We start from the raw sequence: 16,715 nt of genomic DNA, 5'->3' as shown, positions 1-16,715 counted from the left end.
TCCGGAGTCACTTGCCTGAACCCTCGCCTCTAATCGCGCCCACTGAGACCGACGAGATGGCCCGCTTCTTTCAGGAGGATATCTTCCGTTCCGAGACGAACCGCGTTCTCACTACCAGGGAGACAGCAGACGACGACGCCATCGACGACGCCTGCCGTCGCGCGCGTCCCGACGACCTTGGTTCCGATCTCGTCGTAGGAGAGGGTGCGGAACAGTTCGCCGAAGCCCGGTAGCTCCTTTTCGAGTAACGGTCGGATCGCCTCGATGGTCACGTCGTCGGGGGTGACCCCTGTCCCACCGGTCGTCACGACGACATCCACGTCGTTGCGCCCGATGTGGTTGTCTACGGTCTTCTGAACGGAGTCGTAGTCGTCCGAGACGAGCACTCGCGTCACCATGTCGTGTCCCTCGTCCTCGACCAGTTCGCAGATGGCGTCGCCCGCTGCGTCGTCGTCCAGCGAGCGCGAGGAGGAGACGGTGACGATACCGAACCCGAGTTCATCCACGTCGTGGGCGTGGTGGTCGGGATGGTCGTGTTCGTCTCCGTGACTGTGTTCGTCGTGGTCGTGCTCATTTCCGTGGCTATGCTCGCCTTCGTGGTCGTGTTTATCTTCGTATTGGTGTTCTTCGTCGTGAGTGTGGTCGGTCATGCTTTCACGTTCGACTCGCCAGCCCAAAAGTCCACGCGAACCCGACTTGAACACAGTTTTACTCCCTCCCCCCAATACACGACTATGCAAGCCGTCCAGTTCACGGAACACGGCGGGACGGAGGTTATCGAATACGGGGAGTTCCCCGACCCAGAACCCGAACGCGACGAGGTTCTCGTCGATGTCAAGGCGGGCGCGTTGAACCACCTCGACGTGTGGACGCGCAAGGGTTTGCCCGGCATCTCGCTCGATATGCCACACATCCCCGGCAGCGACGGGGCGGGTGAGGTCATGGAAGTCGGCGAGGGAGTGACGCGCTTCGAACCTGGTGACCGAGTCGCCCTCGCGGCAGGTGTCAGTTGCGGGAAATGCGAGTACTGCCGCCACGGCCAACATTCGATGTGCGTTAAATTCCACATCATCGGCGAGCACGTCCGCGGCGTCCACAGCGAACTCGCGGCGGTTCCCGAGGACAACCTCATTCCGGTTCCCGAGGGCGTCTCGTGGGAGACCGCGGCGGCGGCCCCGCTCGTCTTCCAGACCGCGTGGCGGATGCTCCTCACGCGCGGTGAGGTGACCCCCGGCGAACACGTCCTCGTGCTCGGTGCTTCCGGGGGCGTCGGTCACGCCGCCGTCCAGATCGCGGACTACGCCGGAGCGACGGTGTACGCCACGGGCAGTAGTCAGGCGAAACTGGACCACGCCCGCGAACTCGGAGCCGACCACGTCATCGACTACGAGGACGAGGACTTCGTCCAGCAGATCCGAGAGCTGACGGGCAAACGCGGCGTCGATGTCGTCGTCGACCACATCGGCGCGGCGACGTGGCAAGACTCCCTGAAGAGTCTCGCCAAGGGTGGTCGAGTGCTCACCTGCGGAGCGACCACGGGTGGAAACCCCGAAACCGACATCAATCGCATCTTCTGGAACCAGCTTTCGGTCATCGGTTCGACGATGGCGAGTTACGGCGAGGTCGACGACGTGATGGAACTCGTCTGGGATGGCACGTTCGAACCGGCCATCCGAGAGGTACTGCCGATGAGCGAGACGGCACGCGCGCACGAGATGCTGGAGAACCGCGAGGGCTTCGGGAAAGTCGTCGTGAAACCCGATAGCGAGTTGTGATGACTGACGAAAGGGAGTTCGGCCGAAGCGGGTGGATACTGGTCGGTGTGATGCTGTTCGCGTTTGTCGTCGCGCCACTGCTCATCTACCTTCGACCGCCTGCGCTCCCGTTCAAGTTCTCGTACCTCGTGTTGCCGCTCTTGCCCGCGATCTTGCTCGGCGCGACGGCGGTGTGGTCTGCGCAGCGACGGGCGTAGGTCGAGCGTCCCGAATCGCACTCGTTGAATTCGAGATCGTTTGCGGTCAGTCGTGCAAGGGGTCTTCGTCTCCCCTCAGACTGTCCACGATAACATCTCCTTCTGGGCGCTCGACTATCCAGAATAGTTTGTAGGCGTCGATTTCGCGCACGAACTCGATATCCGGCGCGTCGTTCAGCGAGTAGCGTCGGAGCGTCCACTGGAACACCGATTCTCGTGCTTTCGCGCGGGACTGCTCGCCCGACAGCTCCTCGGGAAGTACCAGCACGTCCTCGATGGCTCGCGTCTCGACGTCAGGAAACGCATCTGCTCGAACCGCAAGGCGACGAGAGCGGTCGACGCTGGCGACGAACCGATCGGTGCGGTTGCTAAGGAACGGTCGCGTCATCGTCACCACCACCTCGAAGATTCGGTAGGGGTACGCAACCGCGCCGACCCGCCCATTGCCGACTCGACCGTCTTCGACCCCCTCATCTTCGGCCCGTCGAACTTCGATCCCCCCGTCTCCGAACTCCTCGCGCGGAATCGCGGGCGGGATGACGGCCAGTTCCGAACGCTCATGTCTCTCGCCAACAAGTTTATTCGTCATCCCAGTAGCCGGATTCTTGGACGTGAGCGCGGATGTTGTCGGCTTCGGTCACGGCTTTGGGAGAGATATCCTCACCCCCGTCGGTCACGTAGCTCGGCGTTCCGCTTCCGGGTTCCCTGGTCACCGCCGACAGCGGTTTGTCGAACACGTCGAAGTGGTCGTCCACACCAGACGGTGGTCGCGTCACGAGTGAGACGCTGATCAAGGTGATAGCCGAGAGGATGAACGCCGGGAACAGGCCATAGACACCGACGAGGTTGTAGAAGAATGGCGACGCCTGTTCGGACGGCATCATCCCGACCGTGTCGAGGATGGTTCCGAGTTGCGTCCAGATGACCATCGTCGTCGCTCCGACGATCATGCTGGCGACGGAGCCTTTCGCCGTGACGCGCTTCCACCACAGCGCCGCGATGAGTGTCGGCCCGATGGCCGCGCCGAGACCACCCCAGGCGTAGTCGAGAACGAGCGTGTAGATGGGCGTCCCTTTCGCGGTGTACGCGAAGAGGATGCTCGCGCCGCCGAGTGCGAGCGTCACGTAGCGAGAGTACCGCACCAGTTGGTCTTCGGTCGCTTGTTTGTTGAAGAAGCCGTGATACACGTCCTCCACCACGGCGCTCGTGGCGACGAGGAGCTGTGAGTCAGCACTCGACATCATGGCCGCGAGGGACGCCGCGAGGACGATCCCCGCGATGGCACCCGGCAGGAGATCGAGCGTCAGTCGCGGCATCGCGTTGTCTGCCTGCGCGAGTTCACCCTGTCCGAAGACGACGATGGCGTACAATCCGACGAGGGCAGCGCCGATGTATGCCACGAACATGAACAACTGTGCGACCATCGCGGCGAGTCGGACGTTCTTCACTCGGTCGATACCCATGAACCGAACCATGATGTGTGGGTTACCGGGGACGCCCAGTCCGATGGCGGCGTAGCTGATGATACCGAAGGCAGCCGCCCACCCGGTCGTCCCTGCCGTGATACTGGTCAGTGACCCGCCGCCGACGCTCGCGAGGTCGTTGAACGGGAGTCCGTAGTTCGAGAACGCGATGATGGGGAGGACGATGAACGCGGCGAGGATGATGGCACCCTGGAAGTAGTCCGACCACGCGACGGCGAAGTAGCCGCCAAGCATCGTGTAGCCGACCACGATGACCCCGCCGACGACGATGCCGACCCACGGGTCGACGCCCGTGAGCACCTGCAACAACGTTCCTGCAGCGACGATCTGTGCACCGACGTAGCCGCCTTCGAACAGCATCAACACGACCGCCGACGTACCTTTCACCATCCCGGTGTCGTCCTGTAAGCGCGTCTCGAAGAACGTCGGCAGCGTCACGGATTTCACGATCTCGGTGTACTTCCGCAGGCGTTTTGCCAGCCCTGCCCACGCGAGCAAGTCCGCCGGAATCATCCCGAGTCCGTTCAGGAACGCCATGATACCCGTACCGTAAGCGTTCGCCGGGACACCGAGAGTGAGCCACCCGCTCATCTCGGAGGCTCGTTCCGAGAAGCCGGTGACGACCGGGCCGACCTGCCGCCCGCCGATGACGTAGTCGCCGACCGAGTCCATCATCCTCGACGCCCAGAGCCCGATTCCGATGAGGACGAGGAGGTACGCGCCGAACGTTCCTAACACCCAGATTCCCGCCTCACCTGCGAGTCCCTCAGGCATAGCTGTCCTCCTCGTACTCCTCGCGGAGCCGTTTTTCGCGCCGTCCTTCGAGGACGTAGTACGCGATCAACATCACGAAGAATACGAGGTACGGTCCGACCAACCCGACCCAATCGAGTGTGCTCATGCCTGCCATGGTCCTACAAGAATCATCACCAAAAATAAACATTGCGGGAATTGGCACAAAATTAATGAAAATTATCCCGGAGTATGCATGAAAAAGATACAGAATTTCAACCTTGATGGGGGTTCGTCTTTATCGTCGGCCAGCTATCCCGTCAGTCGGCTACTCGAGCTGGACGACCTCGGGTTCGAACGATTCGCTGGTCCAGCGCCACGACCCGACGAACGGGTACGCTCCGTTCAGTGAGACGATGACGTAGGAGTAGTCGTCCCACGTCGCATCGGCCGCGTCGGTTTCGCTCGGTGTGTCCGGCCCGCCGGGGTGTGAGTGATAGAATCCGATGACGTCCTGTCCGTCCGCTTCGATCTCCTCCATGATCGTCAGTTGCTCTTCGGGGTCGAGTTCGTAGTTCGTCTGCGGGGTGTCCGAGACGTTCTCCGTGCGGTAGATGTCTTCGACCCGAGCTGCGTCGGACTGGTCGCTATCGCGTCTTCCTGCGAGGATTCCACAGACTTCGGAGGGGCGGCCTCGGCGCGCGTGACTGACGAGAGTGTCGTACACTTCGCGGGAGAGGACGAGCATGGGAGGGGCTTCGTCGTCCGATGGTATAAGCGAGGAGGCCAATCGAAACCCACTTGCGATGGTACCGACAATCGACTGACGAGCGAGGGTTGCCAAGCCAGGCCAACGGCGGCGGGCTTAAGACCCGCTCGTGTAGACGTCCATGGGTTCGAATCCCATCCCTCGCATTCTCTGTGAACGACATCGTGAGCAGGATATCGCGTACGAATTCGAGGCCGATTGGTCACACATCGAATGGATCGAACGGGATGTAGTCCGATGCACCTCGATTAAGCATGTGGTGTTCGGCATATGAAAAATAGTATATTTCATATACAGGCCACTATTTTTAGGTATATTTGCAAGAATTGTTAATCGCATCACGATAAGTGATGCGTGTTCCTACCATGGCTGAAGAAGACCAAACCCGCGAAGAAACGCTCCGACGGACAGTTCTCAAAGCATTTGCGGCAACCGGTGCAGTCGGAACTGGTGCGATGAGTCTCAGTGGAAGTGCGAGTGCAGAAAGTACCTCGAAACTCCTGAAGAAGATAGACGTATCTGGAACGCTCTCGGATACGGCGGAGAAATCCGCAGGCGATGCGTTCGAGGGCGGGACGTTCGAGGGGACGGTCTCCATCACGGAGGTCGTCGTCGACGAAACCGCCGAAGAAGGAGAACAACTGGCAGTCAGCGGTATCCTGAAGGGAACCGCGTACGGTGACGGTGGGCAGAAGACGAGCGTCAAACAGTCGTTCGACGCAGTCCCCATCTCGCTGTCGCAGGGTAGCACAGGTGATCTGACCACGCAAGCGACGACGTGCAGTATCCTCGACCTCGACCTCGGGCCGATCCACCTCGACTTGCTCGGTCTGGTGGTCGATCTCCAGGAAGTGAACCTGGACATCACCGCGGAGACGGGTGAGTCGAAGCTGTTAGGAAATCTCCTGTGTGCCGTCGCAGGACTCCTCGATCCCTCGACCGGTGGTAGTCTGTCGGATCTGCTCGACCTCCTCGGCGGTCTCCTGGAGGATCTGCTCAACAACCTCCTCGGCTGACGCGACCACGAGCGATGGGTTCGTAGAAACCCGACGAAGCGATTCGAACATCATTTTCGGCGTTGCTGTTCTCCCTCGGCAGTGATTCACGGCCACGGCCACGACTATCTACCGAGATGCGATGGCTGTGGGGTATCGGCGAAGCACCTGATCGATATTCGACCGTCCACAGGTTCGAGATGAATCGCCATCGACCGAATCAGTAACCGACCCTCTGCGACCCTCTCCATTGATATATCTCCGAATTCCTCATGGAAATATCAAATAGATGACGATGGGTTTTTGAGTATCGATTACAGATATCCAAAAAGTGTATGAACGAGGATGGTTCTCCTGACGAGCACGGCGTTTACCGCGTGCAACACGACCTTTCGAGTCCTCGGTCACTCAGCACGACGGTGACGGTGGCTGTCGCGGACGTGGCTGGCGTCGAACCGGCGGATATCCCTGAGCAGTTGTACGACGTGATCGATCCGGAAGCACTCGACAAACTGTTCAGACCTCGTGAGGACGGTGCCCGACGCCGAGGTGGTCGGCTGTCATTCTCTCTCTACGGCCATCACGTGACCGTTCGAGGTAATGGGCAGATCACGATCCAGCCCGGCCTCGCTCGCATCAAGCAACTCGGTGGGAACATCCTCGTCGTCGGGTCGGTTCCCGACTCGGTCGTCGACGCAGCAAGCACACCGCTTCTCGGTGAGACGGCCGCCGGTCGAACACGCGTTTTCGCTCTCCACGACCGAAGCGTCTCGACAGCCCGGAGTCGGTTGTCGATGTCCGAGTCGGGCGGTGGTGACGCCCACATCATCGATTATCATACGGGCTCACGGTCGGCTGCTGCCGGTGGATCGGCACGGGTCGGCCCGACCGTCGAGCGCGTCGAGGGCGATATCGATGACTTTCGAGACGAGATCGTTTCGACCATCCGCAGACTCGACACCGAGCAGGGTGGGTTCGACCCGGCGGAGCTTCGTTTCTGTTTCGACACACTTCGCCCACTGGTCGAGACGCACCACGAGGCGATGGTCGATGCGTTCCTCGGAACGATCTGCGAGACGGTCAAGAATGTCTCGGGGATGGCCCACTACATCCTCCCGATAGCGCGTGACTCACCGTACGTTCGCGCTATCACCTCGCGGTTCGACGCCGTGATCGAACTCCGAGTAGGGGATGCCGGGCCAGAACAGCGTTGGCATCTTCGCGAGACGGAGTTTACGACGGAGTGGTTCGACCTCTGAGACCAGACGATGAGTAACGCATCCGACCCGACGGGAGATGGCGTGACGCCCCAGTTCCGAGTACGGGACGACCGTCCGGGTCTCACGATAATCGACCCACTCGAACGCGCCCAGTATTCGATCGAAACCGCACGTCCCATCGAACTACAGGCGGTTCCAGCCCCCGAGCTTTCCGCACCGGTTGGAGCCGTCACCAGTCTCACGACGACACGGATCCGGCTTCCGTTCCTCATCGGGGCTTACGTTCGGGATTCCGACGGCGACACCGTATTAGTGATCGACCACGAGACTGCGACGACACTGCCTGCCGCAGCCTACGATATCGAACTATCGGCGCCGATAAAGACGTATCTCCATCTCGATGCAGCCGTCGAAATAGACACGTCGGACGACCGCCTCACGCTCACGTTCGACCGCGAGGCGAGGGTACTGGTCGGCTCGCGATCGCTTCATTCTCGTCCGATGGCCACGGTGACGACGACACCCGACCCGACTGACGTGATGGCAGCGATATCGACGTTCGGGTCGGCGCTGAAGACGACGAGTCCCGAACGCTCGTTTCCCACGCTTCGGGGACATCCACCGACGGTCGAATTCGGTGACGACCTCCACGTTCCGGACGCTGTGCGCCCTCCCGAGACTGGCGTTCGCATCGAGATACCACCCGAGTACGAGTCCATCTTCCCCGTCACCTCACTAGCCTACTACCACGGTGCGACACTGGCGCCTGGGACGACGCCACGAATCGTGACGGATAACATGGTTCACTCGCTCGACCATCCGGAACGTGGATTCGAGGGTGAAGTCGAACGCGTCCTGAAACAGTCGATGTTCCTCGACTGCGTGACCCGAACGGAGGGTCTGTACCGATTCGATCTCCACGAACGAAAGCAGGTCGAACCGCTGGTCGATCTCGATTTCGCGGCACTCTACGACGCCCCGCTTCCGAACCGTCTCGAATCGTATCTCGACGTGCCGTTTTCGACGATAGCCGACACACTTCCGACGTGGCGACTCTCGGTGCACGTCACGAACGAAGCGGAGAACGTAACACGCCTTCCCTACGTCCTTCGAGATCTCCCACTGATCCGGATGGCGGAGGAAGCCCAGGAAACCGGCGATGCGATGTCGACCGTCGCCGGGATAAAAGAGTTCACGCGCGCCGTGAATCCGGACGTGACCCCCTCGACGAACCCTGCTCCGGAGGAAGAGTACGTCACAACACCGGACATCGACACGCTCGAATCGGCATGGCTCGGGACGGGCGCACCGGTCGGTGGCAACAAACTCCTTCGCTCGGGCTTCGAGAACCGTCTGACGCGCGAACAGTCGACCGAAGATATCCAGGTCACGATCGTCTGCAACGATTCGAAGATGCGGGCAGAGTGGGACGACAGGCTGTACGGCACCCGAACCGACCTCCCGTTCGACGTGACGACGCGACAGAACTGCTCGACGGCAACGCTCCGAGAACTACTGGGTGAACGAGTAGACCTCTTCCACTACATCGGTCACGTGGAGGACGGGGCGTTCGTCTGTTCCGACGGTCTGCTCGACCCGGAAACCGTCGAAAGTGTCGGTGTCGACATGTTCCTCCTGAACGCGTGTCAGTCGTACGTCCCCGGAAAACGACTCGTTGAAGCGGGGAGCATCGGCGGAATCGTCACGTACAGCGAGATCGGGAACGCTGGCGCGACGGTGATCGGCCAGACTATCGCCCGGCTTCTCAACGTCGGATTTCCACTTCGGTCGGCACTCTCCGTCGCTCGGGGTCAGCGACTCGTCGGCAATCAGTACGTCGTCGTCGGCGACGGGGGTGCCGAGGTCGCACACCCCGAGAGCGGTGTTCCCAACGTCATCTTCGTCGAATCGCTCGGTGACGACGAGTATGCGATTCGGTTGCGGTCGTTTCCGACGGACGGAACTGCGTTAGGCTCGACCCTTATCCCGTTCCTCGACCGCGTACAGACGTATTTCCTCGCCGGTGGCGACCTCCCGACGTTCACGGTCTCGGGTGCGGAACTCCAGCGATACCTCGAACTGGAGGATATGCCGGTCATCCACGATGGAGAACTGCGCTGGGCGTCCGACATCGACGTCGCTCGGGATCTCTCGTAACGCCCTTCCGTGACGCCCTCCTACCGACGCCAATGACGCAGACGACACCTATCGAGCGAGCGTTCTCCTTGCACGATGGATTCGAGCGAAACGGGGCTGGAACCTTCGTCGCGACGACGACACCGTTCGAAGGGATCGCCCGACTGAGCGACGAATCCGTCACGGTGACGGTTCGAACACCGATGCTGTCGACCGTCGTCGAGGACGAGACGGTCGCCAACGTAGTCGAGACGGGCTGGTTCGAGACGCTCCAACTCCGACTGGAAGATACGCACACCGTCCTCTCTGCGAACGAGGTGACTCAGCCGACGATCGAGCGAGACGGGGGCGAGGTGGTTCTCACGCTGGAGTTTTCGGGCTATCCGGACAAAGCAGCCGACGACGCGATGGCCGTCGTCGATTTCGTCGAAGGAACGTGGGTTCAGGGAATCATCCCCGGATACGAGTACGGTGACCCCGCTTCAGAGCTGATATCGCGGGCACACCAGAACTACGATTGAACTGTCGTCAAGCGACAGATATTATCCGCCGCGAAACGACGCTCAATCCATCGCGATGTACGTTTGCGTGTCCTCGACACCCTGAACGCCCTGGATACCGTCGGCGGCGATGGTCTTCACTTCGGCGGGGTTCTCGACCTTCACCTTCACGATGAGGTCGACGTCCCCGGCGACGATGTGGGCGTCCTGTACGCCATCGATGTCGAGGATGGTTTTCTTCAGCCGATCCGCCTCTCCCGTGTTCGCTTTGACCATGATGTATGCTGCGACCATCTTAGATACCTCCTGCTTCTGCTTTCGCTCGACTGCCATCGCCGACGAGGATCCTGCGAACGTCCTCTAGCACGGCGAAATCCGCGAGGACGGCGACTCTGTCACCGACTTCGAGGGAATCGTCGGGCAGTGGAATCCCCATCGGCTCGTCGCGCTTGCCGAACGCGAGGATGCGCGCGTTGGCGGGCAGTTCGAGTTCGCTGATCGAGTAGCCTCCCATCGGTGATTCCTCGGTGATCGTGAGTTCGACCACCTGGAGGTTCTGGGCGATGTCGGCGATAGCACGGATGTTGCCGCCGAGCAGTGCGTTTTTCGCGCCGATGGCACCGAGTCGTTCCGGGTAGACGACTTCGTCCACGTCGCTGGCGAATTTCCGGTAGATGTCCTCTCGGTAATCCTCGTCGATGCGGAGGACGGTTCGACAGTCGTGATGTTTGCCGACCATGCAGGCTGCGAAGTTGACGTTCAGGTCGCCGGTCAGTCCGCCGATCGCGTCCGCCGTGTCGAGACCTGCTCGTTCGAGAACTTCCTCTTTCGATCCGTCCCCTTCGACGACTTCGAAGTCGTCGTTCCGTGCGCGCTTCGCTTTCTGCACGTCGCGTTCCACGAGCACCACGTCGTGGCCTTCCTCCCGGAGGACACGGGCGGTTCGCAGGCCGACCCTTCCTGCACCAATGATAACGAATCGCATGTCACACCGTACGATTGAGGGGTTGAATAACCTTTCTCCGGGGGAAGGTTTTTCTAGCATGATAGAGTATCACACACCACTATGGTGCACGCGTTTATCATGGTCAACACTGCTGCGGGGAAATCTCAGAGCTTGCTCGAATCGGTGCGCGGGCTCGGAAGCGTCCAGGAGGCACACATCGTCGCCGGAGACTACGATATCGTGGTCGAGGTCGATGCTGGTGAAGTGTACGATGTCCTCCAGACCGCCTCGGGCGACGTACAGGGACTCGATGGCGTGGTAGATACGAAGACGTACATCGCCATCGACTAGTCGCGCCATCGACGAGCACTGCGATCGACGTGCGACTGCGGTCGCTGGATGCTTCTGTGGTCGAGTTACGTCACCCCGTCAGTGGTCGAGTTCGTACACGTCGTTGGTTTCGAGGAACGAATCTAGCCACGCTCGCTGGTCGCGAAGTCGGGGCGGTACGTCGGCGTACACCCGGTCGAACACGTCGTGGGGATCGGGGTCTTCGACCGCTTCGGCTTCTTCGACTGCCGCTTCTAACAGTTCGTCTGCATCGTCGTGTGCTTCCGCCACGAACTCGTCGTCCACGAGTCCCTGCTCGCGGAGCCACGATTCGTATCGTTCGAGGGGGTCGGCCTTCCGCCACTCCGGCAGGTCACGTTCGACGTCCTGGTACTGGCTCGGGTCGTCGCTGGTGGTGTGGGCACCATGTCGATACGTCAGGCTCTCCACGAGCACCGGTTTCCCGCTCCGGGCCGAATCGAGTGCGTCGCTTACCGTCTCACGGACTGCGAGTGGATCGTTACCGTCTACCTGCACGCCCTCGAATCCATAGGCTTCGGCCTTGATGGCGATGCTCTCGCTCGCGGTCTGCTTGTGTCGAGGGAGGCTGATCGCCCAGTTGTTGTTCTCACAGAAGAAGACGACCGGTGCGTCGAAGACGCCCGCGAAGTTCAGCCCCTCGTGGAAGTCGCCTTCGCTCGTCGCGCCATCACCGAAATAACAGAGTGCGGCGTCCTCGTCGCCACGGTAGTTCATCGCCATGCCTGCGCCCGCCGCGTGAGGGATCTGGGTGGCGATCGGAACCGCCTGTGGGAAAGTCGGCACGTCGTGGTCGGAGTGATACTCCGGGCGACCTCGCCGGAAGAGGAGCACGTCGCTAATGGGGACGCCGCGCGCGACCTGCATCGCGTTCGACCGATACGTCGGAAAGAGCCAATCGTCGTCGGCCAGCGCCAGTGCTGCACCGACCTGCGAGGCCTCTTGCCCGCGGTACGGCGGCCAACTGCTCATCCATCCTCGTCGCTGGAGCGCGATCGCACGCTCGTCGAATCGCCGGGCGAGAATCATCTTCTCGAAGGTCTCGCGGGCGTCTTCGGCGGAGAACGGCGTCGCGGCCAGTTCGCGCTCTCCGATGATTCGGTTCATGCCTCCGGGCAGGGAGTCCGGTTTCAAAGTCGTTCCGAATCCCGCGACGCATCCCTGCTGTCGTGCCGAAAGTTGGACGAAGATTCAATCGAGATGTGGGGGCGTGATTCGAGGGTGGACGCGACTCCACAGGGATCACACCCACGATGAAGAGGGTGTGACTGTGTTCAAACGTCGAGAATCGCGATAGGTTCACGCTCTTTCGACCCACACATTCTGGATTCCTGCTATCCCCGTCGAAGCGAAGGTTTTTGGCCGTGCTTTCGATACCTACCCCATGGTCACAGTGCGGGCTCCTGCGACGAGCGCCAATCTCGGAAGCGGATTCGACGTCTTCGGACTGGCGCTAGAGCATCCCGCTGATGTCGTGCGGGTCGAACGCGCGCCCAGGACGACGATCGAGGTCACGGGAGTCGGACGACAGTACGTTCCGGAAGATCCGAAGAAGAACACGGCTGGCGTCGTCGCCGAAGCACTCGATGCGCCTGCACATATCAGGATCGACAAGGGTGTTCGCCCGTCCTCGGGGTTGGGGTCGTCCGCCGCGAGTGCTGCCGGTGCTGCCGTCGCACTGAACGAACTCTACGACTGCGGACTATCACGACAAGAACTCGTTCGCGTTGCGGCTGAGGGCGAGGCCGCCGTCTCGGGCGAGGCCCATGCGGACAACGTCGCACCTGCCATCCTCGGCGGGTTCACCATCGTCACCGATGACGACATCACGCAGGTCGATACCTCGATTCCGCTGGTCGCCTGTCTCCCCGAGATCGTCGTCTCGACGCGTGACGCACGGCAGGTCGTCCCGCAGTCCGTCGGTCTCGACGAGTTCGTCGAAACCGTCGGTGATGCCGCGACGCTCACGGCGGGGATGTTCCGCGCCGACCCCGAACTCGTGGGCCGGGGCTTGCGCGACCACTCGGTCACCGGCTCGCGGTCGTCGCTCATCGACGGTTTCGACACGGTTCGAGAGGCTGCTCTCGATTCAGGTGCAACAGGGGTCGCCGTCAGTGGGGCGGGGCCGAGCGTCCTCGCCATCTGCCGCGATGGAACGCGAAGTGCCGTTGCGAGCACCATGCTCGATGCCTTCCTCGGTGCAGATGTCGAAGCACGAGCCTACCAGACGGCGGTCGGTAGCGGTGCGACCGTCGTTCGCTAGATTCGATAGCAGCGTGTCGTCCAGAACTCGTGGAAGGCGTCGTCCAGTGCCTCCTTCGGCTTCCCTGTCGCGTCCACTGGCTTCGTCCGGTCGGCAACGTCCCGAAACTCGGAGAGGAGCGTTCGCTGACCGACGACGTACAGCTGATCTGCATCACTCCCCTCGATTTCGTCTCGACACCGTTCCAGATGCTCGTCTATCTGGGCGTCCCGTCTGCGCTCGAACCGGCCCTGCGAGAACCCGCCCTTCGAGTGGTCGCCTTTCACGTCGCTTTCGAATCCTGAGAACGACTGCCGTTCCCGTCCGTCGTACACGCCGAGCGCGAAAAGGTCGGAGCGAACGAGTGCGAGCGCGAACCGTCCCTCGGGGCGGAACCACTCCGTCGAGATGTCGAAACTGTCGTCCCACGTGACGAACGCTTCCGGCGGATTCGGGGGGACGAGGGCGGCACTGACGAGTCCTGCGTCGTCGGCCGTAACGAGACACGGTGCGGCGCGTGCGACGAGCGTCGCGTGGTCGTCGAACAGTTCGTGCACGTCTTCGGGGAGGTCGTCGTCCACCATCGCGGTCAGCGCCCCCTCCGTTTCCGTCTCGAAACTCGACAGACGGTCGAGAATCTCGTCGAGTCGTTCCCCGTGGAGTGTCTCGACGCCTCGGAAATCGAGGTCCGTGTCGTCGTCTTGTAATCGCTCGACCCGGTCGTCGAGTTCCGTGATGCGGTCTTCGAGCCGGTTGACCCGTTCTTCGGCCTCCTGTCGCTCGGTGACAGCATCTGCTCTGCGTTCACGCTCTGCTTCCACTCGTCGTTCGAGATGATGTTTCTCTTCTTCGAGGGTTTCGATCCGCTCTTTCAACTCGGCGCGCCCGAGCAACTCGTCCAGCATCGACTCGAAGGGCGTGGTAGAGACTCTTGAAAGTTGGTGTGTGAGAATCTACGCGCTCTCGCCGAGTTCGCCGATCGAGTAGCGGTAGGGTGAGGAGCGAATCACGGTTACGTCGCCGTACTGCGCCTGCCGCCCGAGCACGGTTGCGACCTCGTGTGCGCTCTCGAACCCTTCCCCGTGTTCATCGAGCAGGCTGAGGATTTCACGCGCCGTGAGGGGTTCGTCGGTTTCGGTCTCTGTGACGACCTCGCGGATGCGGTCGAACTCTCTCCCCCGAACGTTCATATATAATAATATAGTTGTATTCCTACTTAAGACTCAGTCAGACGTGCGTCAGACGCTCTACGCTGGACGGTCGTGTGGGCTGCTGAAGTCCCGTTCTCGTCGGTACTGCTCGACGAACTCCGGGACGTCGAAGTTCAGCATATCGGCTTCGAACTGGCTCATCGCATCCTCGTTGTCGGCGTGGCTGATGGCGTGTTCCATCAACTCGACGATGAGTTCGACGACTACCTCGTGGAGTCGTCGTGAGTCGAAGTCGGTGATCCACACCATCGCGTAGCCGAGGTCGGGGTCTTCGGCAACGTCCTTGCTCACCACCTCCTCGGGGAACTCTTCTAACACGACGCCCATGAGGTGCATCGTTCCGAACTCACCGTGGTCGTCCGAAGTGTCGATGGTTTCGCGGAGGACGGCGACGAGGAACTCCGGCACGAATCGAGAAGGTGGGTGGATGTCCAACACGACCGCGTGGGAGTCACCGCAGTCGCAGTCGTACTCACGCATCCCCATGTCGATGTCGTGCGTTTTCACCGACTCGCCACAGGGGAGGTCGAGTGTCGCACCTCGTCCACCCGGCACACGCGGTTCTGCCATGGCCGTTGGTTCGTCCTTTACGAGTTTAAACGACGTGATTACACTTCGCCCAACGGTTTGCCAGAACCACACGGTGGAACATTACTTCGAGTCGGAGAGGTAGCGAGCAATAGCCCTCCAGAGCGGGCGTCTCCGGTACATATCGCTCTTAGCGAGCTACTTATTTCCGGTGAAAATATGGACGAGCATGGCACAGGCCAGTGGGGTTCCCGACCGACTGCGTCCGATAGACGAACGAATCCTCCGACTGCTCGACACCGACGGGATACAGGTTCGACTCGACATCGAACGACGACTTTCCTTGTCCGGTTGCGTGACGGCGAGCAGATGTCGTCTCCTCACCGAACGCGGATTCGTCCGCAACACGAACTGGTGTTGCTACGAGATCACGGAGTACGGACGACGGTATCTGCGCGAAGATTGATGATCTGTGATATGCGTTTTTTCGGTCGTAACAGTGCTGCTGTCCAGTAGTTCGTCGTTTCCAGGTGGATCCACCAACCTCGCTGCGAGCGTTCAGGGCCAGTCGTCGCGCACGTCCTCTTCGACCGTCCCCTCGTCTTCGGATTCCTCGGAGGCGAGCTCCCACTCTGCCGCTTCTGCCGCGTCTTCGACGTGCAGGAACTCCCAGTCGTGTTCCTCGGCGAGTTCGCGGTCGTCGTCAGTCGTTCCGACGAAGACGTGCCGGTCGGTGTCGAACTGAGCTTTCACGCTGTCGAGACTCTCGGCTCTCCCTTTCGGGCCGGAGAAGAAGTCCTGTCGAATGCGATTCTTCCGGGTGAAGTTCGTCACCACGTAGGTCGGCTGGTCGGAGATGACGCCGACGTAGCGCGTCCAGCGCCGGGCGTCCTCGAACACCGTTCCGGGACTCGATAGCGTCTTGAGTGCCGACAGTTCGAACGCGAGCGTCATCTCGCCGCTTCCGTTCATGTTCCTAACTCCCGTCCTGCCGGAGAAAACGGCTTCGGTTGTTCTGCTATGTTCAGACGACTTCGACGCGGTAGTAGTCGGTGAAGACCACGGTCGTGTCCGCCGTGACCTCGTCGGCTAACTGCTGGGTGATCGGGACGACCGATTTCTCGCCGTCGAACTCCACGAGCACCTGCTGGAACTCGTCGGAGAGTTCGTCGAAGTGGTGCACCTGCCCTTCTGGTGCCACCGTCTCGGTTCGGCGGACGAGGAGGGACTTCGCATCGCCGGTCGGTGCAGACCCAACACTAGTTGTCGTGTTCGTAGCCATTGATATATGTTACCAATTGACGTGGCGTATCTTAAAGCTTCCGGCAAAACAGTCCGACAGCAGGGAGGTCAGCTACGCGAGAAGGACTCGGTAGTAGCCGGTGAATTTCACGAATTCACCGTCGCTGAACTGGAGGGCTGTTTCGACGTCGATGGTCTGCTCGCCGTCCTCGACGACGCTCGGGAAGTGCTGTTTGGCACCGTTTTCTAGCTCGTCGTAGTGCCGGACGCTCGCGTCGTCCGGAATCGTCTCTGCTGGTTCGACCGTTATTTTAGGGTTCACACTACCACAGACCGGACTGGTCTGTGATAACAAATGACGTGCTCTTG

23 protein-coding genes and 1 tRNA gene are annotated in these 16,715 nt (G+C 60.9%); 10 read left to right on the top strand and 14 right to left on the bottom strand.

Annotated elements, in window-relative coordinates; genetic code table 11:
• Window positions 1–29: 29 nt before the first annotated feature.
• Window positions 30–650, bottom strand: coding sequence for a molybdenum cofactor synthesis domain-containing protein (locus ACR3FE_RS21125; protein WP_458209613.1), 621 nt, complete (start codon window positions 648–650; stop codon window positions 30–32).
• A gap of 84 nt (window positions 651–734) precedes the next feature.
• On the opposite strand from ACR3FE_RS21125, the gene ACR3FE_RS21120 reads away from it, so the two are divergent.
• Both ACR3FE_RS21120 and ACR3FE_RS21115 read left to right on the top strand, forming a co-directional pair.
• Window positions 735–1,775: a zinc-binding dehydrogenase gene (locus ACR3FE_RS21120; RefSeq protein WP_458209612.1), complete on the top strand. Its 1,041-nt coding sequence runs from the start codon at window positions 735–737 to the stop codon at window positions 1,773–1,775.
• Window positions 1,775–1,972 carry a DUF7977 family protein gene (locus ACR3FE_RS21115; protein ID WP_458209610.1) on the top strand — a complete coding sequence of 66 codons (198 nt, stop codon included), beginning with the start codon at window positions 1,775–1,777 and terminating at the stop codon, window positions 1,970–1,972. The genes ACR3FE_RS21120 and ACR3FE_RS21115 overlap by 1 nt, the downstream gene beginning before the upstream one ends.
• 46 nt (window positions 1,973–2,018) lie before the next feature.
• On the opposite strand, the gene ACR3FE_RS21110 is transcribed toward ACR3FE_RS21115, so the two are convergent.
• From ACR3FE_RS21110 to ACR3FE_RS21095, 4 genes are all read right to left on the bottom strand, one after another.
• On the bottom strand, window positions 2,019–2,561 hold the full coding sequence (locus ACR3FE_RS21110; protein WP_458209608.1) for a hypothetical protein: 543 nt from the start codon (window positions 2,559–2,561) through the stop codon (window positions 2,019–2,021).
• The gene (locus ACR3FE_RS21105; protein WP_458209607.1) at window positions 2,551–4,230 is read right to left on the bottom strand and encodes a sodium/proline symporter; all 1,680 of its coding nucleotides are present in this window, start codon (window positions 4,228–4,230) and stop codon (window positions 2,551–2,553) included. The genes ACR3FE_RS21110 and ACR3FE_RS21105 overlap by 11 nt, the downstream gene beginning before the upstream one ends.
• Entirely contained in the window at window positions 4,223–4,366 is a 144-nt protein-coding gene (locus ACR3FE_RS21100) for a hypothetical protein (RefSeq protein ID WP_458209605.1), read from the bottom strand. The genes ACR3FE_RS21105 and ACR3FE_RS21100 overlap by 8 nt, the downstream gene beginning before the upstream one ends.
• Before the next feature lie 150 nt (window positions 4,367–4,516).
• Window positions 4,517–4,936, bottom strand: a complete 420-nt coding sequence (locus ACR3FE_RS21095) for a desampylase (protein ID WP_458209604.1) — start codon at window positions 4,934–4,936, stop codon at window positions 4,517–4,519.
• An 82-nt stretch (window positions 4,937–5,018) separates the two neighbouring features.
• Between ACR3FE_RS21095 and ACR3FE_RS21090 the strand changes: the two genes are divergently transcribed.
• The 5 genes from ACR3FE_RS21090 to ACR3FE_RS21070 all read left to right on the top strand — a co-directional run bounded on the left by ACR3FE_RS21090 (window position 5,019) and on the right by ACR3FE_RS21070 (window position 9,829).
• A tRNA-Leu gene (locus ACR3FE_RS21090) sits at window positions 5,019–5,103 on the top strand.
• Between the two features lie 219 nt (window positions 5,104–5,322).
• Complete coding sequence (locus ACR3FE_RS21085) at window positions 5,323–5,973, top strand: hypothetical protein (RefSeq protein WP_458209602.1); 651 nt, start codon at window positions 5,323–5,325, stop codon at window positions 5,971–5,973.
• A 314-nt stretch (window positions 5,974–6,287) separates the two neighbouring features.
• Entirely contained in the window at window positions 6,288–7,211 is a 924-nt protein-coding gene (locus tag ACR3FE_RS21080) for a DUF7504 family protein (RefSeq protein ID WP_458209601.1), read from the top strand.
• Between the two features lie 9 nt (window positions 7,212–7,220).
• On the top strand, window positions 7,221–9,329 hold the full coding sequence (locus ACR3FE_RS21075; protein ID WP_458209600.1) for a hypothetical protein: 2,109 nt from the start codon (window positions 7,221–7,223) through the stop codon (window positions 9,327–9,329).
• A 32-nt stretch (window positions 9,330–9,361) separates the two neighbouring features.
• Window positions 9,362–9,829, top strand: coding sequence for a DUF5813 family protein (locus ACR3FE_RS21070; RefSeq protein WP_458209598.1), 468 nt, complete (start codon window positions 9,362–9,364; stop codon window positions 9,827–9,829).
• A 42-nt stretch (window positions 9,830–9,871) separates the two neighbouring features.
• Here ACR3FE_RS21070 and ACR3FE_RS21065 read toward each other — a convergent pair whose 3' ends face one another.
• Entirely contained in the window at window positions 9,872–10,102 is a 231-nt protein-coding gene (locus ACR3FE_RS21065) for an Lrp/AsnC family transcriptional regulator (protein WP_458209596.1), read from the bottom strand.
• A gap of 1 nt (window position 10,103) precedes the next feature.
• Window positions 10,104–10,793, bottom strand: a complete 690-nt coding sequence (locus ACR3FE_RS21060) for a potassium channel family protein (RefSeq protein ID WP_458209595.1) — start codon at window positions 10,791–10,793, stop codon at window positions 10,104–10,106.
• A gap of 81 nt (window positions 10,794–10,874) precedes the next feature.
• Here ACR3FE_RS21060 and ACR3FE_RS21055 point away from each other — a divergent pair, with 81 nt between their 5' ends.
• Window positions 10,875–11,105, top strand: a complete 231-nt coding sequence (locus ACR3FE_RS21055; protein ID WP_458209593.1) for an Lrp/AsnC ligand binding domain-containing protein — start codon at window positions 10,875–10,877, stop codon at window positions 11,103–11,105.
• A gap of 78 nt (window positions 11,106–11,183) precedes the next feature.
• On the opposite strand, the gene ACR3FE_RS21050 is transcribed toward ACR3FE_RS21055, so the two are convergent.
• Complete coding sequence (locus tag ACR3FE_RS21050; protein ID WP_458209592.1) at window positions 11,184–12,230, bottom strand: thiamine pyrophosphate-dependent enzyme; 1,047 nt, start codon at window positions 12,228–12,230, stop codon at window positions 11,184–11,186.
• A gap of 277 nt (window positions 12,231–12,507) precedes the next feature.
• Here ACR3FE_RS21050 and ACR3FE_RS21045 point away from each other — a divergent pair, with 277 nt between their 5' ends.
• On the top strand, window positions 12,508–13,386 hold the full coding sequence (locus ACR3FE_RS21045) for a homoserine kinase (RefSeq protein ID WP_458209591.1): 879 nt from the start codon (window positions 12,508–12,510) through the stop codon (window positions 13,384–13,386).
• Here ACR3FE_RS21045 and ACR3FE_RS21040 read toward each other — a convergent pair.
• The 3 genes from ACR3FE_RS21040 to ACR3FE_RS21030 are packed head-to-tail and all read right to left on the bottom strand — an operon-like array spanning window position 13,383 to window position 15,146.
• The gene (locus ACR3FE_RS21040; RefSeq protein WP_458209589.1) at window positions 13,383–14,270 is read right to left on the bottom strand and encodes a Vms1/Ankzf1 family peptidyl-tRNA hydrolase; all 888 of its coding nucleotides are present in this window, start codon (window positions 14,268–14,270) and stop codon (window positions 13,383–13,385) included. The genes ACR3FE_RS21045 and ACR3FE_RS21040 overlap by 4 nt on opposite strands.
• A gap of 48 nt (window positions 14,271–14,318) precedes the next feature.
• Window positions 14,319–14,555, bottom strand: coding sequence for a hypothetical protein (locus tag ACR3FE_RS21035; RefSeq protein WP_458209588.1), 237 nt, complete (start codon window positions 14,553–14,555; stop codon window positions 14,319–14,321).
• A gap of 57 nt (window positions 14,556–14,612) precedes the next feature.
• Window positions 14,613–15,146, bottom strand: a complete 534-nt coding sequence (locus ACR3FE_RS21030; RefSeq protein ID WP_458209586.1) for a DUF5815 family protein — start codon at window positions 15,144–15,146, stop codon at window positions 14,613–14,615.
• Window positions 15,147–15,333: 187 nt separating this feature from the next.
• On the opposite strand from ACR3FE_RS21030, the gene ACR3FE_RS21025 reads away from it, so the two are divergent.
• Entirely contained in the window at window positions 15,334–15,570 is a 237-nt protein-coding gene (locus tag ACR3FE_RS21025; protein WP_458209585.1) for a hypothetical protein, read from the top strand.
• Window positions 15,571–15,662: 92 nt separating this feature from the next.
• Here ACR3FE_RS21025 and ACR3FE_RS21020 read toward each other — a convergent pair whose 3' ends face one another.
• The 3 genes from ACR3FE_RS21020 to ACR3FE_RS21010 all read right to left on the bottom strand — a co-directional run bounded on the left by ACR3FE_RS21020 (window position 15,663) and on the right by ACR3FE_RS21010 (window position 16,668).
• Window positions 15,663–16,076 carry a DUF7124 domain-containing protein gene (locus tag ACR3FE_RS21020; RefSeq protein ID WP_458209583.1) on the bottom strand — a complete coding sequence of 138 codons (414 nt, stop codon included), beginning with the start codon at window positions 16,074–16,076 and terminating at the stop codon, window positions 15,663–15,665.
• Between the two features lie 52 nt (window positions 16,077–16,128).
• Window positions 16,129–16,386 (bottom strand): hypothetical protein, encoded by a 258-nt coding sequence (locus tag ACR3FE_RS21015; RefSeq protein ID WP_458209581.1) that lies wholly within the window; start codon window positions 16,384–16,386, stop codon window positions 16,129–16,131.
• Window positions 16,387–16,458: 72 nt separating this feature from the next.
• Complete coding sequence (locus ACR3FE_RS21010; protein ID WP_458209579.1) at window positions 16,459–16,668, bottom strand: DUF7979 domain-containing protein; 210 nt, start codon at window positions 16,666–16,668, stop codon at window positions 16,459–16,461.
• Window positions 16,669–16,715: the final 47 nt, after the last annotated feature.

This window comes from Haladaptatus rarus, from assembly GCF_054177585.1.
Note: the sequence above shows the minus strand (reverse complement) of the source record. Positions and strands in the feature narration are given on the sequence as shown.

What these genes read in the sequence shown, in the direction of transcription:
- ACR3FE_RS21105 (WP_458209607.1), bottom strand. Translation starts at nt 4,230, where the DNA reads ATGCCTGAGGGACTCGCAGGTGAGGCGGGAATCTGGGTGTTAGGAACG.
- ACR3FE_RS21020 (WP_458209583.1), bottom strand. Translation starts at nt 16,076, where the DNA reads ATGAACGGAAGCGGCGAGATGACGCTCGCGTTCGAACTGTCGGCACTC.
- ACR3FE_RS21030 (WP_458209586.1), bottom strand. Translation starts at nt 15,146, where the DNA reads ATGGCAGAACCGCGTGTGCCGGGTGGACGAGGTGCGACACTCGACCTC.
- ACR3FE_RS21115 (WP_458209610.1), top strand. Translation starts at nt 1,775, where the DNA reads ATGACTGACGAAAGGGAGTTCGGCCGAAGCGGGTGGATACTGGTCGGT.
- ACR3FE_RS21060 (WP_458209595.1), bottom strand. Translation starts at nt 10,793, where the DNA reads ATGCGATTCGTTATCATTGGTGCAGGAAGGGTCGGCCTGCGAACCGCC.
- ACR3FE_RS21085 (WP_458209602.1), top strand. Translation starts at nt 5,323, where the DNA reads ATGGCTGAAGAAGACCAAACCCGCGAAGAAACGCTCCGACGGACAGTT.
- ACR3FE_RS21040 (WP_458209589.1), bottom strand. Translation starts at nt 14,270, where the DNA reads ATGCTGGACGAGTTGCTCGGGCGCGCCGAGTTGAAAGAGCGGATCGAA.
- ACR3FE_RS21120 (WP_458209612.1), top strand. Translation starts at nt 735, where the DNA reads ATGCAAGCCGTCCAGTTCACGGAACACGGCGGGACGGAGGTTATCGAA.
- ACR3FE_RS21050 (WP_458209592.1), bottom strand. Translation starts at nt 12,230, where the DNA reads ATGAACCGAATCATCGGAGAGCGCGAACTGGCCGCGACGCCGTTCTCC.
- ACR3FE_RS21065 (WP_458209596.1), bottom strand. Translation starts at nt 10,102, where the DNA reads ATGGTCGCAGCATACATCATGGTCAAAGCGAACACGGGAGAGGCGGAT.
- ACR3FE_RS21045 (WP_458209591.1), top strand. Translation starts at nt 12,508, where the DNA reads ATGGTCACAGTGCGGGCTCCTGCGACGAGCGCCAATCTCGGAAGCGGA.
- ACR3FE_RS21125 (WP_458209613.1), bottom strand. Translation starts at nt 650, where the DNA reads ATGACCGACCACACTCACGACGAAGAACACCAATACGAAGATAAACAC.
- ACR3FE_RS21080 (WP_458209601.1), top strand. Translation starts at nt 6,288, where the DNA reads ATGAACGAGGATGGTTCTCCTGACGAGCACGGCGTTTACCGCGTGCAA.
- ACR3FE_RS21070 (WP_458209598.1), top strand. Translation starts at nt 9,362, where the DNA reads ATGACGCAGACGACACCTATCGAGCGAGCGTTCTCCTTGCACGATGGA.
- ACR3FE_RS21055 (WP_458209593.1), top strand. Translation starts at nt 10,875, where the DNA reads ATGGTGCACGCGTTTATCATGGTCAACACTGCTGCGGGGAAATCTCAG.
- ACR3FE_RS21015 (WP_458209581.1), bottom strand. Translation starts at nt 16,386, where the DNA reads ATGGCTACGAACACGACAACTAGTGTTGGGTCTGCACCGACCGGCGAT.
- ACR3FE_RS21025 (WP_458209585.1), top strand. Translation starts at nt 15,334, where the DNA reads ATGGCACAGGCCAGTGGGGTTCCCGACCGACTGCGTCCGATAGACGAA.
- ACR3FE_RS21110 (WP_458209608.1), bottom strand. Translation starts at nt 2,561, where the DNA reads ATGACGAATAAACTTGTTGGCGAGAGACATGAGCGTTCGGAACTGGCC.
- ACR3FE_RS21075 (WP_458209600.1), top strand. Translation starts at nt 7,221, where the DNA reads ATGAGTAACGCATCCGACCCGACGGGAGATGGCGTGACGCCCCAGTTC.
- ACR3FE_RS21095 (WP_458209604.1), bottom strand. Translation starts at nt 4,936, where the DNA reads ATGCTCGTCCTCTCCCGCGAAGTGTACGACACTCTCGTCAGTCACGCG.
- ACR3FE_RS21035 (WP_458209588.1), bottom strand. Translation starts at nt 14,555, where the DNA reads ATGAACGTTCGGGGGAGAGAGTTCGACCGCATCCGCGAGGTCGTCACA.
- ACR3FE_RS21100 (WP_458209605.1), bottom strand. Translation starts at nt 4,366, where the DNA reads ATGGCAGGCATGAGCACACTCGATTGGGTCGGGTTGGTCGGACCGTAC.